This is a genomic window from Bradyrhizobium sp. WSM2793 (assembly GCF_000379585.1).
Classification (GTDB): domain Bacteria; phylum Pseudomonadota; class Alphaproteobacteria; order Rhizobiales; family Xanthobacteraceae; genus Bradyrhizobium.
Map to the genome: position 1 here is coordinate 14,148 of NZ_KB902807.1, position 14,654 is coordinate 28,801.

A 14,654-nucleotide genomic window follows, 5' to 3' on the forward strand; every position below is an offset into this window, starting at 1 on the left:
TGGCACGAATCGCGCGATGGATACTCGGAATCTGTGTCGCGCTCGGTCTCGTGGTCGCCGCCTCTGAACTGCTGGACTTCGCAACGCGCACTGAAGCGAGCGCTCGTGAAGAAGCTCGGCTTGCCTTTCGACAAGAGTGTGAAAGACGCGGGATCGCTCCCGACCAGTTTGAAGGGCCACAAAGAATCAGATCGCCAGAACGGACCTATGGATTTCTTTGGAAGAATCGCTCGAATGGAGATCAGATCGTCACCATGGTCCGGTACTTCCCATCCAATTCGGAAGCTTGGTCAGTAGGCCGCGATGGAAGCTTCGAACCGTATGAGCGGCGCTGAGATGGCCTCACGCCTCGACGTGAAACTCCACGTTGACCTGGCCGCTCCCGGAGGACGGAAAATAGTCGCAGAGCTGCTCGGCGGCGCCGCGATAGTCGTACCAGCCGAGCGCGGCGAACAGCATGATCGTGTCGGCCATGCCGCCTTCGCCGTTGCACTTGGTGGCGTAATCCGGAAGCATGTCGAGGAATTCGCGGTAGCGGCGGCTCTGCCACAGCTCGAGCACGCGCAAATCGACCTGACGGTTGAACTCGCTGGCGACCGAGGTCCACGCCTCGGGGCCCAGCTTCTTGTTCGGCCAGAGCCGGTGCGAGAGCGAACCGCTGGCGAGGATGGCGACCCGTTCACCGGATTCATCGATCGCACGGCGGGTCGCTTCACCGAGGATCCGGCTCTCCTCGAATGAGGTGAAGAGCGGCGAGGCGACCGAGACGACCTTCGCGAAGCCGTCCCGGTTCAGGTAGTGCATCGGCACGACGGTGCCGTATTCGAGCCCGAGGCTGGCCACCTGATGGGCAATCACGTTCAGGCCGGCGTCCCCGGCCCTATCGGCGATGGCTGCGGCCAGGCGCGTGTCACCCGGCAAATCGTAGCGCAGATCCTGGATCATATGCGGCGCCTCGTGGCTCGTGAACGAGCCGCAATGCAGCGCATTGGCATTGATGTGGTAGCCGAAATTGGAGAGCCAGTGGGTGTCGAACACCACGAAGCAGGTGACGCCGCGCTCTTTCGCCCGCCGGCCGAGCTCGCGCAGCGAATCGACGGCGGCTTTGCGCGCGTCGCGTAACGGGCTGCCTGATAGCTCCGACAGCATCAGCGATGGAACGTGGGTAACCTTGGCCGCGAATACGAGTTGCCCCATGGCGGTCACCTCGAAGCGTCAGGCCGCCTGTGGCTGGCTGCCGTGGATCGCGGAGGCCAGCCGCAGCAAGAGGACGATCGAGACGTTGCCCTTGCCGGCTTCGATCTGGGCGATATAGCGCTCGGAAATCCCGGAACGGCGGGCCAGCTCGCGGCGCGACAGGTCGCAGCGCATGCGCGAGGACCTCAAGCGATCGCCCAGCTCGGTCAGAAACGCGGTCTCGGAATAGGGCGGCACGGCACAGCTCCCCGGCAGCACTTCGCCCGCAAAATCCATGACTTGATTCAGCATTGGTCTATCCAGGTTCGCCTTCGGGAAACGCCATCCTACTCCGGAAAAGACCGGCCTCATTGACGCGGATCAAATTCGCGAGCGATCGGCCGCAGCCATGGACGGAAGCGGGCGGGATGCTACACTTGGAATTCTTCGAGGCGGGGTTTCTTCAGGACATGACGCGTTGTTTGAGCCGCTGGATCGCGGCTGCGATGCTGTGGGCGGCGATCACCTCCACGGCAGGTGCCGAGACGTTGACCGCGACGGTCGAGCAATGGGGCCTTCTCGGCTCGTGGGCGGTCGATTGCGCCGTCCGGCCCGACCGTGACAAGGGCGCGCTCCTGACTTACGAAATCCGGAAGGACGGCCGGGTGATGTACCGGCGCAATTTCGGCGAGGCCAATGACGAGAACGAGGTGGTGTCGGCCACCCTCGGCGCCGAGGGCCTGCTTAATGTGATGGTGTACTTCCCCTCGCTGCACCAGGCGCGTGAGTTCGGGCTGCTGCTGGCGAAGGATGGCAGCCTGCGCGCGATCTACAATCGCAGCGAGCGCGGCGAGTACACGATCAGGGACGGCAAGTACGTCGCGACAGGCGCGCCGACGCCGGCGCAGCAACGCTGCGATTAGTCACCTGAACAGCTGTTCAGAATTCTCCCGCGTTTCCTCCGGAACGTTCGCGCGAATGCGCGGTTTAGATTTGCATTCGATTGGAGGAGGACATCATGAAGAAGCTTGGTTATGTGGTTGCGGCCCTGGGTGCGCTCGTGATCGCGGCGCCGACGCTGGCGAGCGCGGAGACGGTGGTGATCAAGCGCGGCGGCTACCACCACCATCATCACGGGCCGTACGGCGCTCGCGCCGAATTCCGCGGCCATCGCGACTACGGCTGGCATCGCGGCCACCATCGCGACAAGGTCGTGGTGATCAAGCGCAGCCATCGTCACCATCACTGGGACTAATGCAGTGCGCATATGGAAATGGCCCCTCACGGGGCCATTTCTTTTGCGTGTCGTCAGTCTTGTAGGGTGGGCAAAGCGAAGCGTGCCCACCGCTTCCATAGTGATTGAGAGGTGGTGGGCACGGCGCAAGTGCGCCTTTGCCCACCCTACGAGCCTGCCATGCGCGTTTGAAACGAAGCTAATCCCAAGCCGGCGCAAAGCCCGGATTGACGCAGCGGCGGTCCTTCGGCAGCGCCGCGATCTTGTTGCGGTCGGCATCGTCGAGCGTGATCTTCAGCGCATCGAGATTGGCCTGCTGGCTCTCCCGGCGCGAGGCCTTCGGAATCGCGGCGACGCCGTCCTGATCGAGCAGCCATTTCAGCGCCACCTGCGCGGCGGTCGCGTTGTGCCTGGCGCCGATCTCCGCCAGCACCGGCTCCGAAGCGATGCGGCCTTGCGCGAGCGGGCAATAGGCCACCAGCGGGATCGACTTCGCGGCGAGATAGGCCAGCACCTTCGATTGATCGAGCATGGCGTGATATTCGATCTGGTTGCAGGCGATCGGCGCCCTGATGTCCTCGACCACGGTCTTGAGCAGTGCCGTGGTAAAATTGGCAACGCCAATCGCCCGCGTGCGCCCCTCCTGCTTCAGCTTCATCAGTGTCTCGAACACCGCACCCCAGTTCGCAGCCTTCGACGGCCAGTGCACGAGATAGAGATCGACATGATCGAGCCTGAGCTTGTTCAGGCTGGCATCGAAGGCCCGCCGGATCGCGTCGGGGCTGAGGTTCTCATGCCAGACCTTGGTCGTGACGTGCAGCTCGCCGCGCGGAAGGCGAGCCGCGGCAAGGGCAGCGCCGATGGGTTCTTCGTTGGCGTACATCTCGGCGGTGTCGATGTGGCGATAGCCGATCGACAGCGCGCTCTCGACCGCGGCGCGGCAGGCATCGCCCTGCAGGCGGAAGGTGCCGAGGCCGAGCTTGGGCATGCTGATGCCCTGGGTCTTCAGATTGTCCATGAACAGGCTCCTGACGTCGTTCAACCCGCTGGAAGCACGCGGCGTTGCCGCGTGGGCGGACTCTTCGGTGATGGAAAAGAGATGGCGGGAGCGAGCAGCATAGCCCGGCATGGGCAGCGCGGCCAATCAAGATCGGGTTAGCGGCGCGCCATGCCTATCCTTCGTCATGGCCGGATCCGCGCACAGAGTATCGCCCCTCACGAATGCTGCGCCACCACGGCCGGGCGAATCTGCGGTTGCGGCACGATGTCGACCGACCAGAGGTCGCGATTGTCGACGTCCTTCAAGGTCACGGTCATCACGCCGCTGGCGCCGTCGATGTCGACGCGGCCGAAGAATTGCAGTCCGAAGCACGGCGCCAAATTCTCGCCCTGCGCCGCACTGCAGCCGTTCTGGTACATCGCGACCGGACCAAAGGTGTCGTCCAGCTCACCCGGGCCCCAGGTGCCGGCGTGTAGCGGGCCGGAAACGAACTCCCAGAACGGCTCGAAGTCTTGAAACTGCGCCTTGCCGGGATCGTAATAATGCGCGGCGGTGTAGTGCATATCGGCGGTGAGCCAGACGATATTGCGCACGCCGGCGCGCTTGATGGAGGCCAGAAGGTCGGCGATCTCGTGCTCGCGCCGGTCGGGCGGACCATCGCCGAGCGCGACGGCGTCGAGACTGATCAGGCCGATCGGAAGATCAGCCGCAATCACCTTCCAGGTTGCGCGCGAGGCCGCGAGCTCACGCTTCAGCCAGGCGAGTTGCTCGGCACCCAAGATCCAACCGCGGTGATCGCCGCCCTTGTTCCAGCTGTCGTCGCGATAGCTGCGCATGTCGATCATGAAGACGTCGAGCAGCGGGCCGTAGGCGATCTTGCGATAGACCCGGCCTTGCTGCGCGCCGATATCGCGGATCGGCATGAAGTCGAAGAAGGCGCGGCGGGCGCGCGCAATCAGGCGCGGGGTGCCGTCGTCCTCATAGCCCGCCTCGTCGTGGCTGCCGGTCGGCGACCAGTCGTTGGTGACCTCGTGGTCGTCCCACTGCGCGAACATCGGCACCTCGGCGTGGAAGGCGCGAAAGTTCTCGTCGAGATGGTTGTATTTGTAATTGCCGCGAAACTGCGCCAGCGTGTGCGCGACCTCGGACTTTTCCTCGGTCACGAGGTTGCGCCAGATCTCGCCGTTCGGCAGCTTCTGCTCGGAAGGAACCGTGCAGTCGGCGTAGATGTGATCGCCGGAGTGGATGAAGAAATCCGGGCGGTTGTCGAGCATGGTGCGATAGCTGCGATAGCCGCCGCGCGAAATGTCGATGCCCCAGCCCTGTCCCGCGACATCCCCGGACCACAGGAACGAGATCGAGCGGGCAGCGGACGGCGCGGTGCGAAAATGGCCGACGCGGCTTTCGCCGGCAATGCCGGTCGCGACGTCGTCGAAGCGCACGCGGTAGAAGATATCCTGGCCGGGCGGCAGATCGTTCAGCAGCAGCTTTGCGGTGAAATCCGCATCAAGCAGAGCGTCGCGCGAAGCTGACGCAATGATGGTCTTGAAGCTCTCGACGGTCGAGCATTCCACCTGCATCCGCGCGGGCCGGTCGGCGCGCGCCCAGATCACGGCGGAGTCGCCAGAGACATCGCCGGACTGAATACCGCCCGCGATCTGCGGCCGGTCGGCGGCGCGGCTGAGGTGCGGCATTGCGAGCGTGCCGAGCGAGGCGACGGCGAGGCTGGAGGTCGAGCGGACCAGGAATTGCCGCCGGGTCCATGCGCGCGAAGCGCGGAGCGTTGCCATTCAGGAAACCTTCGTCGAATCGCGACGGAAGGTGCCTGCGCTCCTTGACTCCTACCCTTACGGTTTCTTGACTCCGCGCCTACGGTTTTGCGACGCGCGGATGACGGGGCGAGATAGCCCCGCAGGCGGGGAGAGGCGTAGAGACACGAAGCCTCTAGCGCTGCCAGTTGCAGATGCCGCCGGAACGGCAGGGCCAGGTCTGGATGCGGGTATCTCTCGCCTGTGCATCCAGCGGATTGCCGCGGCGGTGCGCGAGCTTGGCGCGGGCTGCGCGCGGCTTGGCGTGCGCGACCTTCGGCTCGGCCACGTGCACGCGCTCGGCTGCGACCTTCTTCGGCACGTCGACCGGCTCGGCGCGGGCCTGCGCCTCGTTGCCACCCTTCGCCTCGAGTGCGACCGGCGCAAACTGCGTCTCGGGCCCGAGCCGCTTCGGCGACAGAACTGCCTTCGAAAGGTCGAGGCCGAGATATTCGTCTGGCTTGTAGTCGTCAGCGCGCGCGAAGCCGCCCCATGCGATCACGAGGGCAACGGCAACTGCAAAAGAAACGCTTTTCAGGACCACGGACGCCTCCTGAAATTGATTTTGAAGGTATTTTATCCTTATTTAGGAGGCCTCGCGCGCGATTCCAGCGTCCATTTGCCGCCGTGGTTAAGAAGTTTGGCGGTGTCAGGCGACCTTTCGCGTCGCCCCCGTCCCATCCAGGAACCCCATCAGACGGCTGCGGATGATCTGTTCCGCCTCGCTCATGATGCGATCGACGAGTTCCTTGCAGGAGGGGATGTCATGGATCAACCCTGCGACCATGCCGCAGCTCCAGGCGCCGGCGTCCATCTGTCCCTCCAGCATGATCCTGGGATATACGCCCGCGACCTGGTCGTGGATGTCATCGATCTTCAGCTTGTCGCCCTTCTCGCGCTCGATCTCGATGAGGCGATCGACATTGGCGTTCCTCAGCACGCGTTCGGTGTTGCGCAGGCTCCGCATGATCAGGCGGGTGTCGAGCTCGGTCGCCGCGACCAGCGCATTCTTCACGTTCTGATGCACGGGCGCTTCCTTGGTGGCGATGAAGCGCGTGCCCATGTTCATGCCGGCGGCACCCAGCGACAATGCCGCGACGAGGCTGCGCCCGTCGGCCATGCCGCCGGAGGCGACGAACGGGATCTTCAATTCCTCCGCCGCGCGCGGCAGCAGGATCATGTTGGGAATGTCATCCTCGCCGGGATGACCGCCGCACTCGAAGCCGTCGACGCTGACAGCGTCGCAGCCGATCCGCTCGGCCTTGAGTGAGTGACGCACCGAGGTGCATTTGTGGATGACCTTGATGCCCGCCGCCTTCAGCGCCGGCATGTATTGTTCGGGGCTGCGGCCCGCCGTCTCCACCGCCTTGATGCCGCCCTCGACAATGGCCGCGATGTATTCCGGATAGGGCGGCGCCGCGAAGGTCGGCAGGAAGGTGAGGTTCACGCCGAACGGCTTGTCGGTCATGTCGCGGCAGCGCGCGATTTCCTTGGCGAGCAATTCCGGCGTCTTCTGCGTGAGGCCGGTGATGATGCCGAGCCCGCCGGCATTGGAGACGGCAGCGGCCAGCTCGGCAAAGCCGACGAAATGCATGCCGCCCTGGATGATGGGGTGCTCGATGCCGAACAGCTCGGTGATCGCGGTCTTCACTTAATTCGCCTCCCGGAATTTGCTCAGGTTGGGTTCAGTCTAGCCGGACTTTTGCGCCGCGGTCACCATTTCTCTCCGAGGGAGCGGGCCAAAGGAGCCGAGGAGGTGAGTCGAGACACCAAGTCTGGTTGCAAGTCCCGTCATCCTGAGGTGCGATCCTAGCGGCGCAGGCGCGCCGCTAGGTGAGCCTCGAAGGATGTACGGCCCAGCTGCGAGCCGGGCCGTCGCCCTTCGAGGGCCGCTGAAGAAGCGGCCACCTCAGGGTGACGGGGAGACAGCGTCAATCGCGGTAAGACCAAGCCACAGTGCATACTCTCAATGTCCCCGCGCCGGCGCGCCCAGCTTGATCGGCCGCAGCACCGCCGCCGTGGGGATCATCAGCACCGCAATGATCGCCAACGTCCAGAACACGTCGATATAGGCGAGCAAATCAACCTGCTGCTGCAAGGTGCGGCCGACCCAGGCGAGCGCCTGTGACGCGGCATCGCTCGCGTTCGAGCCCTGGGCCTGGAAGTAGCGCGTCATCGCGTCGATGGTCTGCTGATAGCCGAGGTCGGATGGCGCGGCGTGCTCGATCAGTCGGCTCTGGTGGAATTGCTGGCGCTGCGCCAGAACCGTCTGCGCCAGCGCGACGCCCATGGATCCGCCGATGTTGCGGGCGACGTTGATCAGCGCGGAGGCCTGGTTGGTCTTGTCAGGCGGCACGCCGTCATAGGACGCGGTCGTCACCGGCAGGAACAGGAATGGCAGGCCCAGCGCGAGGAAGATGCGCGACAGCGCCGCATAGCCATAGGTGATGTCGCCGGTGAGCCCGGTGAGATGCCACATCGAGAACGCGACGATGGCAGCGCCGAACATGATCAGATATTTCGGCTGCACCGTGCTGACGAGGCGGCCGACCACCGGCATCAGCACCAGGGTCGCGATGCCGCCGGGCGACAGCGCGAGGCCGGCCAGCATCGCCGTGTAGTTCAGCTCGGTCTGGAGCAGTTGCGGCAGCAGCTGGGTGGTCGAGATCAGCACCGCGCCCGTGCCGAGCATGACCAGGAAGCAGGCGGCGAACTGGCGCCGGCCGAGCAAGCGAAGATCAACGATGGGATCTTCCCGCGTCAGCTCCCACGGGATCAGCGCGAGCAGCGAGACCGCGGCCAGCACCGCGAAGACGACGATCATGTTCGACCCGAACCAGTCGTTGCGCTGACCCTCGTCGAGGACGAATTCGAGCGAGCCGAGCCCGATCGCGACCAGCAGGAAGCCGACATAGTCGACGCGCAGGCCCTTGCTCAGCAGCTTCTCCCTCTCCTCCTCCGCGCCCGACGGCTCCTTGACCAGCGTACCGACCAGGAACAGCGAGAGCAGCCCCATCGGCACGTTGATCAGGAACACCCAGTGCCAGCTGTAGGTATCGGTGATCCAGCCGCCGAGCGTCGGACCGATCACCGGCGCGACCACGACGGCGACGCCGTAGATGGCGAAAGCCTGGCCGCGCTTGTGCGGCGGGAAGGAGTCGGCAAGGATCGCCTGCTCGCTGGTGGCCATGCCGCCGCCGCCGAGCCCCTGCAGGATGCGAAACAGCACCAGCGATTGCAGATTCCAGGCGAAACCGCACAGCAGCGATGCGATCGAGAAGATCGCGACGCATATCATGTAGAAGCGCTTGCGGCCGATCACCGTCGACAGCCAGCCCGAGATCGACAGCACGATCGCGTTGGCGACGAGATAGCTGGTGATGACATAGGTGCTCTCGTCGATGCCGACCGCGAGGCCACCGGCGATGTGGCGAAGCGCGACATTGGCGATGGTGGTGTCGAGCACCTCCATGAAGGTCGCGATCGAGACCACGAAGGCGATCAAATAGGGATTGTGCCCGCCGGCCGCGGAGCGCTCCGGCGACCAGCCGCCTGCGGATGCGCCGCCTTGCGCAGCGTCCGTCATCGCACCCTGGTCCAGGGCACGACCGACATGCCGGGACCGACCGGCAGATCGGCCGGCCAGTTGTCGACCACGATCTTCACCGGCACGCGCTGCACCACCTTGACGTAGTTGCCGGTCGCGTTCTCCGCCGGCAGCAGGCTGAACGCGGTGCCGGAGCCCGGCTGCACGGAATCGACATGGCCGGTAAGCTTGCGGCCGGGATAGGCATCGATGCGGATCTCGACCGGCTGGCCCGGACGCATGTCGTTCAGCTGCGTCTCCTTGTAGTTGGCGACGATCCAGACCTCGTCGGGCACAAACATCATCAGGCTCTGCCCCGCCGTCACGAAGGTGCCCTTGGCGCCCGAGAGCTTGACGACACGGCCCGATTGCGCCGCGACGACGTTGGTGTACTGCAAGTTCAGCTTGGCTTGATCGAGCTGCGCCTGCGACTGCTCAAGCTGCGCCTTGGCGCCTTCGAGCTGGGCTTGCAGCGTCTTGATGCCGAGTTGCGCCGCCGTCACCGCGGTCTTGGCGCGCTCGGTGTTGGCCTGCTGGGCCTGAAGGTCGGAACGGGTCTGCTGCTGGCGCTGCACGGTGCCGGCCCCCTTCTCGACGAGATCCTCGGCGCGCTTGAACTCCTCTTGCGAGAATTGCAGCTGAGCCTGCGCCTGTTCGAGCTGTGCCTGGGCCTGCTTGATCTGTTCCTGCTGCGAATCGATCTGCGCCTCGACGTTGGCGACGTTCGCCTTGGCGCTGGCGACTTGCGCATTGGCCTGATCGATGGCGATACGGTAGTCGCGCTCGTCGATCCTGGCGAGGAGATCGCCCGCACTGACGTGCTGGTTGTCCGTCACCGGGATGTCGGTCACGTAGCCGCCGACTTTCGAGGCCACCGAAAAGCTGCGTGCGGCGACGAAGGCATCGTCGGTGGATTCATAGTGGCGCGCCTGCAGCCAATAGAGCAGACCGCCAATGAGTGCGGCGATCAGCACGAAGGCGCCGGCGGTTGCCAGCAGCCAATGCTGACGAAGCCGGTCTCGCAGCGACGGCGCCTTCGCCGGCTGACTGGTCTCGCTTGTATGATCGGGAGGCGTTTTTGGAGCTTCCTTCGCCCTCTGCGGCTGCTCCGCGGACGGCCCACGCTCCCGGGTTTGAGCATCCACGGCCAACACCTTTCTCGGGACTCAACCGGCGGCAGGTGGCAACGAGCCGCCTCGCCCGCCGCGAGCCTAACCGCAGCACCGAAGCATGGTTCCGCATCGCGAGAGGCCCGCCGCCATTCGTGAATGCCTGCTCAAAAAGGAAGCGCGGCACAGTTGCGTGCCGCGCTCGTCTCTGACGTCCCACGGGAAGCCCGCCTGTCTCAGTGCGTCTTCGTCTCGTGCCATTTCTCGAGATCGGGCTTCTCCTCGTCCGATCCCTGCTCCTTCTCCGGATTGCCCTTCCAGGGCTTGTCCGTCTGCCGGTGCGAACCCCAGTCGTTCTGCTGCCGAGGATCGTCGTTGGGCCGTTCCTTGCTCATCGATCTCCCTTTCCGGGAACGTCAAGCGAAGGGAACACCGTAATAGGAGTTGATGCCGCGCACAGTTGCGTCATCACCCCAGTTCCAATCGCTTCGTTCGCCATATTTCGGGGCCCCTTCCAGTTCCTTGGTGGTGATGCCGGTGACGTACCCGCCAAGCTCCGTGTCGTATTTCAGCGACTGCCAGGGCAACGGGTAGTGGTCGTTGCCGAGGCCCAGGAATCCGCCGAAGCCAAGCACGGCGTAAGACACCCTGCCGCTGACCTTGTCGATCATCACGCGTTCGATCGAACCGATCCGGTTGCGGTCGGCGCCGTAGACCGACGTTCCCTCGACCTTGTCGCTGCCGATCAGCCGTCCCATCTCGCTGCGGCCCAGCTCGCCTTGATTCAGCATCTTAATCCTCCACTCAGCCAATATGAATCAACCGGATGAGCAAGCGATCGTTCCGGCGCAGATGTTCCCGGAAGCGAGCCAGGAACATCGCAGGGAAGGAGCCGTTCTCTGAACTTCACGCACAACCGAGAGCCACGCGCGATGTCCCAGACCGTCTCCGACTTCATCGTCCAGCGTCTGCATCAATGGGGCGTGCGACACATCTTCGGCTATCCCGGCGACGGCATCAACGGCGTGTTCGGCGCGATGAGCCGGGCCCAAGGCAAGGAAGAAGAGATCGGCTTCGTGCAGGCGCGGCACGAGGAGATGGCGGCATTCATGGCCAGCGCCTACGCAAAATTCTCTGGGCAACTCGGCGTCTGCATCGCGACCTCGGGCCCAGGTGCCTCGCATCTCATCACCGGGCTCTACGATGCGCTGCTCGATCACCAGCCGGTGCTGGCGATTGTCGGCCAGCAGGCCCGCAACGCTCTCGGCGGACACTATCAGCAGGAGCTCGACCTTCTCTCGATGTTCAAGGACGTCGCCGGCGCCTACGTCATGCAGGCATCCTCGCCTGCGCAAGTGCGACACCTGATCGACCGAGCGGTGCGGATCGCGCTGGCGCGGCGGACCCCGACCGTGATCATCCTGCCCAACGACCTGCAGGAAGAAGCCTTCGAGAGCCCCCCACGTGCACACGGCACGCTGCATTCCGGCATTGGTTACAGCGCGCCCAGCATCATGCCGCGTGAGGCCGATCTCGATCGCGCCGCGGAAGTGCTGAATGCCGGCAAGAAGGTCGCGATGCTCGTCGGCGCCGGCGCACTTGGCGCCACCGACGAGGTGATTGCGGTCGCTGACCGGCTCTCGGCCGGCTGCGCCAAGGCGCTGCTCGGCAAGGCAGCGCTGCCCGACGACCTGCCGTGGGTCACCGGCTCGATCGGCCTGCTCGGCACCGAGCCCAGCTACAACATGATGATGGAGTGCGACACGCTGCTGATGGTCGGCTCGGCCTTCCCCTACGCCGAGTTCCTGCCGAAGGAAGGCGCGGCGCGGGGCGTGCAGATCGACATCGACGCCGGCATGATGTCGATCCGCTTTCCCATGGAGGTCGGCCTCGTGGGCGACGCCGCCGAGACGTTGCGCGCTCTGTTGCCGCGGCTGAAACCCAAGAGCGACGGCGCCTGGCGCCAGGGTATCGAAGACGACGTCACGACATGGTGGAAGACGCTGGATGGCCGGGCACATCAGCCGGCAGCGCCGGTCAATCCGCAGCTCGTCGCCTGGGAATTGTCCCCGCGCCTGCCCGACCGCGCGATCATCACCAGCGATTCCGGCTCCTGCGCCAACTGGTTCGCCCGCGACCTGAAGATGCGGCGCGGCATGATCGCCTCGCTCTCCGGCGGCCTCGCCTCGATGGGCGCCGCGGTGCCCTATGCGCTCGCCGCGAAGTACGCCCATCCGGACCGTCCGGTGATTGCCCTCGTCGGCGACGGCGCGATGCAGATGAACAACATGGCCGAACTGATCACCGCCGCGAAATACTGGCGCTCGTGGCGCGACCCGCGCTTCATCGTCTGCGTCTTCAACAACGAGGATCTCAACCAGGTGACCTGGGAGCAGCGCATCATCAATGGCGATCCCAAATTCGAAGCCTCGCAGCGCATTCCCGACGTCTCCTATTCCCGCTTCGCCGAGCTCATCGGCCTGCGCGGCATCTTCGTCGACAGCCCACAGCTGCTCGGCTCGGCCTGGGAGCAGGCGCTGGGAAGCGAGATGCCCGTCGTGCTGGAGGTGAAGACCGATCCCGAAGTGCCGCCGCTGCCGCCGCATATCACGCTTCAGCAGGCCAAGAACTTCTCGCTCGCCCTCTTGAAGGGCGATCCGAACGAAAGCGGGATGATCAAGGGAGCAGCGCGGCAGGTGCTCGAAACGATCCTGCCCGGAAAGCAGTGAGGTCAACCATGAGTGACTTTCGCGACATCCAGCACGGCGTCAACGATCCCGTCGACGGCGTCGACGTGAAATACCATTTCAACGACAACAAGACTCCGCATGAGCGTGCACAGCACCATGCCGATGTGCGTGCCGACGCCACGGCCGCCCCCGCCGAGCCGTTTCTGCCCGAGCGGCTTCGACGCAAACCGACCGATCCGATCAATCCGCGCACCGGGCGGAATCCGACGGATTAGTCGTTAGGAACCTCGGCGCATGCGACGTGTTGATCGGCGCAACACCGCGCGGCAAGAGGCCGCGCGCCCCACTCGGAGGGACCGAACCATGAAACGTGCCATCATCGCCCTTGCCTGCGTGCTTGTCGCCGGGCCCGCGATCGCCCAGTCGCTGGGCGAGAAGACCGGCGTCAATTCGGCGCTCGGCGTCGCGCCAACGACTGCCGACTTCGTCAAGCAGGTCGCCATCAGCGACATGTTCGAGATCGAGTCGAGCAAACTTGCCACGCAAAAGGGCAACGCGCAGGAGAAGAGCTTCGCGCAACAGATGGTGACCGACCACACCAAGACTAGCACCGAGCTCAAGGGCCTCGTCGGTGACGGCAAGGTGCAGGCGACCCTGCCGACGGCGCTCGACAGCTCGCACCAGAGCAAGCTCGACAAGCTCAAGAGTGCGAATGGCAAGGACTTCAGCTCGGACTACAACTCCTATCAGGTGAGCGCCCATGAGGATGCCGTGTCGCTGTTCGAGCGCTACGCCAAGGGCGGCGACAATTCCACGCTGAAGGATTGGGCCGGCAAGACTCTGCCGGCGCTCAAGCACCATCTCGACATGGCCAAGGAGCTCGGCAAGGCGCCGAGCGTCGGCCAGACGAAGTAACCTCGAACGCGGGCGCCGGCTTGGCCGGCGTCCTCTGCGTCCCGGCAACGATGCCTGGCTCCCGCGCGTTGCGATCACGGACGTCGCGGAGAGCATCGTGGCCCAGCAGGACAGGCCCCCAATATCCAGCCGGCACGTCGTTCGCGCCGCGAGCATGTCGCTCGCCGCGGCACGCTGGCGTCTTCGACCGCGAAAGGAGATCCGCACATGGCCGAGCAGCCGCTGATCGATCCCGTCGGCCGCTTTCCGAAGCCGCCGTTCAAAAAGCAGTCGCAGCCCTGGCCGGGCCTCGCCGGCAAGATGGAGCCGCGGCCGGACCATGGCGAGACCAGCTACAGGGGCTCCGGTCGGCTCGCCGGCCGCAAGGCGCTGATCACCGGCGGCGATTCCGGCATGGGCCGCGCCGCCGCCATTGCCTATGCGCGTGAAGGAGCCGACGTCGCCATCAATTACCTGGCGGCGGAAGAGCAGGATGCGCAGGAGGTGATCGCGCTGATCAAGAAGGAAGGTCGCACCGGGCTGGCGATCCCCGGCGATCTCCAGGAGGAAGCCTTCTGCAAAAGGCTGGTCGAGCAGACCGTGCAAGGCCTTGGCGGTCTCGACATCATCGTCAACAATGCCGCCCGGCAGCAGGCGCGCGCCTCCATCCTCGACGTCTCCTCGGAGGACTTCGACGCGACCATGAAGACCAACATCTACGCGCCATTCTGGATCATCAAGGCGGCGCTGCCGCATCTCAAGCCCGGATCCTGCATCATCGGCACGACCTCCGAGCAGGCTTACGATCCCTCGCCCGATCTCTACGATTATGCGCAGACCAAGGCAGCGACGATGAACTATGTGAAGGCACTGGCCAAGCAGCTGGCGTCGAAGGGCATCCGCGTCAACGGCGTGGCGCCCGGGCCGATCTGGACGCCGCTTCAGGTCTCCGGCGGCGCCACGATGGAGAAGCTCGAAAAATTCGGCGGCATGACGCCGCTCGGCCGCCCCGGCCAGCCGGTCGAGCTCGCCTCGATCTACGTGCAGCTTGCCGCCGCCGACGCCAGCTATGCGACCGGCCAGGTTTACGGGGCGGCGGGTGGATCGGGGCAGCCTTAGCAGAGCTGGGACGCTCGCTGGAGCTCAGGAACCATCTT

16 protein-coding genes are annotated in these 14,654 nt (G+C 64.9%); 6 read left to right on the plus strand and 10 right to left on the minus strand.

Annotated elements, in window-relative coordinates:
• Positions 1 to 342: 342 nt before the first annotated feature.
• Positions 343 to 1,197 (minus strand): 3,4-dihydroxyphenylacetate 2,3-dioxygenase, encoded by an 855-nt coding sequence (gene hpaD, locus A3AS_RS0132780; RefSeq protein ID WP_026202605.1) that lies wholly within the window; start codon positions 1,195 to 1,197, stop codon positions 343 to 345.
• An 18-nt stretch (positions 1,198 to 1,215) separates the two neighbouring features.
• Positions 1,216 to 1,488 (minus strand): helix-turn-helix domain-containing protein, encoded by a 273-nt coding sequence (locus tag A3AS_RS0132785; protein WP_026202606.1) that lies wholly within the window; start codon positions 1,486 to 1,488, stop codon positions 1,216 to 1,218.
• A gap of 158 nt (positions 1,489 to 1,646) precedes the next feature.
• Between A3AS_RS0132785 and A3AS_RS0132790 the strand changes: the two genes are divergently transcribed.
• Together A3AS_RS0132790 and A3AS_RS0132795 are read left to right on the plus strand one after the other, a co-directional pair.
• Positions 1,647 to 2,099 (plus strand): hypothetical protein, encoded by a 453-nt coding sequence (locus A3AS_RS0132790; RefSeq protein WP_026202607.1) that lies wholly within the window; start codon positions 1,647 to 1,649, stop codon positions 2,097 to 2,099.
• Positions 2,100 to 2,194: 95 nt separating this feature from the next.
• Complete coding sequence (locus A3AS_RS0132795; protein ID WP_026202608.1) at positions 2,195 to 2,431, plus strand: hypothetical protein; 237 nt, start codon at positions 2,195 to 2,197, stop codon at positions 2,429 to 2,431.
• 178 nt (positions 2,432 to 2,609) lie between these two features.
• Here A3AS_RS0132795 and A3AS_RS0132800 read toward each other — a convergent pair whose 3' ends face one another.
• The 8 genes from A3AS_RS0132800 to A3AS_RS0132835 form a co-directional block, all read right to left on the minus strand.
• Positions 2,610 to 3,428 carry an aldo/keto reductase gene (locus A3AS_RS0132800; RefSeq protein ID WP_026202609.1) on the minus strand — a complete coding sequence of 273 codons (819 nt, stop codon included), beginning with the start codon at positions 3,426 to 3,428 and terminating at the stop codon, positions 2,610 to 2,612.
• Positions 3,429 to 3,625: 197 nt separating this feature from the next.
• Positions 3,626 to 5,200 (minus strand): alkaline phosphatase, encoded by a 1,575-nt coding sequence (locus A3AS_RS0132805; RefSeq protein ID WP_018321722.1) that lies wholly within the window; start codon positions 5,198 to 5,200, stop codon positions 3,626 to 3,628.
• Between the two features lie 154 nt (positions 5,201 to 5,354).
• Positions 5,355 to 5,762 carry a hypothetical protein gene (locus A3AS_RS0132810; protein WP_018321723.1) on the minus strand — a complete coding sequence of 136 codons (408 nt, stop codon included), beginning with the start codon at positions 5,760 to 5,762 and terminating at the stop codon, positions 5,355 to 5,357.
• A gap of 105 nt (positions 5,763 to 5,867) precedes the next feature.
• A complete protein-coding gene (locus A3AS_RS0132815) occupies positions 5,868 to 6,869 on the minus strand; it encodes a nitronate monooxygenase family protein (RefSeq protein WP_018321724.1) in 1,002 nt (333 codons plus the stop codon).
• Between the two features lie 315 nt (positions 6,870 to 7,184).
• A complete protein-coding gene (locus tag A3AS_RS0132820) occupies positions 7,185 to 8,804 on the minus strand; it encodes a DHA2 family efflux MFS transporter permease subunit (RefSeq protein WP_018321725.1) in 1,620 nt (539 codons plus the stop codon).
• Positions 8,801 to 9,949 carry an HlyD family secretion protein gene (locus tag A3AS_RS0132825; protein WP_026202610.1) on the minus strand — a complete coding sequence of 383 codons (1,149 nt, stop codon included), beginning with the start codon at positions 9,947 to 9,949 and terminating at the stop codon, positions 8,801 to 8,803. The genes A3AS_RS0132820 and A3AS_RS0132825 overlap by 4 nt, the downstream gene beginning before the upstream one ends.
• A gap of 200 nt (positions 9,950 to 10,149) precedes the next feature.
• The gene (locus A3AS_RS48610; protein WP_018321727.1) at positions 10,150 to 10,308 is read right to left on the minus strand and encodes a hypothetical protein; all 159 of its coding nucleotides are present in this window, start codon (positions 10,306 to 10,308) and stop codon (positions 10,150 to 10,152) included.
• A gap of 21 nt (positions 10,309 to 10,329) precedes the next feature.
• Positions 10,330 to 10,704, minus strand: coding sequence for a PRC-barrel domain-containing protein (locus A3AS_RS0132835; RefSeq protein ID WP_018321728.1), 375 nt, complete (start codon positions 10,702 to 10,704; stop codon positions 10,330 to 10,332).
• A 141-nt stretch (positions 10,705 to 10,845) separates the two neighbouring features.
• Between A3AS_RS0132835 and A3AS_RS0132840 the strand changes: the two genes are divergently transcribed.
• The 4 genes from A3AS_RS0132840 (at position 10,846) to A3AS_RS0132855 (ending at position 14,616) form a co-directional block, all read left to right on the plus strand.
• Complete coding sequence (locus tag A3AS_RS0132840; RefSeq protein ID WP_018321729.1) at positions 10,846 to 12,642, plus strand: thiamine pyrophosphate-requiring protein; 1,797 nt, start codon at positions 10,846 to 10,848, stop codon at positions 12,640 to 12,642.
• A gap of 8 nt (positions 12,643 to 12,650) precedes the next feature.
• Positions 12,651 to 12,878, plus strand: coding sequence for a hypothetical protein (locus A3AS_RS0132845; RefSeq protein WP_018321730.1), 228 nt, complete (start codon positions 12,651 to 12,653; stop codon positions 12,876 to 12,878).
• Positions 12,879 to 12,966: 88 nt separating this feature from the next.
• The gene (locus tag A3AS_RS0132850; RefSeq protein WP_018321731.1) at positions 12,967 to 13,518 is read left to right on the plus strand and encodes a DUF4142 domain-containing protein; all 552 of its coding nucleotides are present in this window, start codon (positions 12,967 to 12,969) and stop codon (positions 13,516 to 13,518) included.
• 207 nt (positions 13,519 to 13,725) lie between these two features.
• Positions 13,726 to 14,616 carry an SDR family oxidoreductase gene (locus tag A3AS_RS0132855; RefSeq protein WP_018321732.1) on the plus strand — a complete coding sequence of 297 codons (891 nt, stop codon included), beginning with the start codon at positions 13,726 to 13,728 and terminating at the stop codon, positions 14,614 to 14,616.
• Positions 14,617 to 14,654 lie beyond the last annotated feature (38 nt).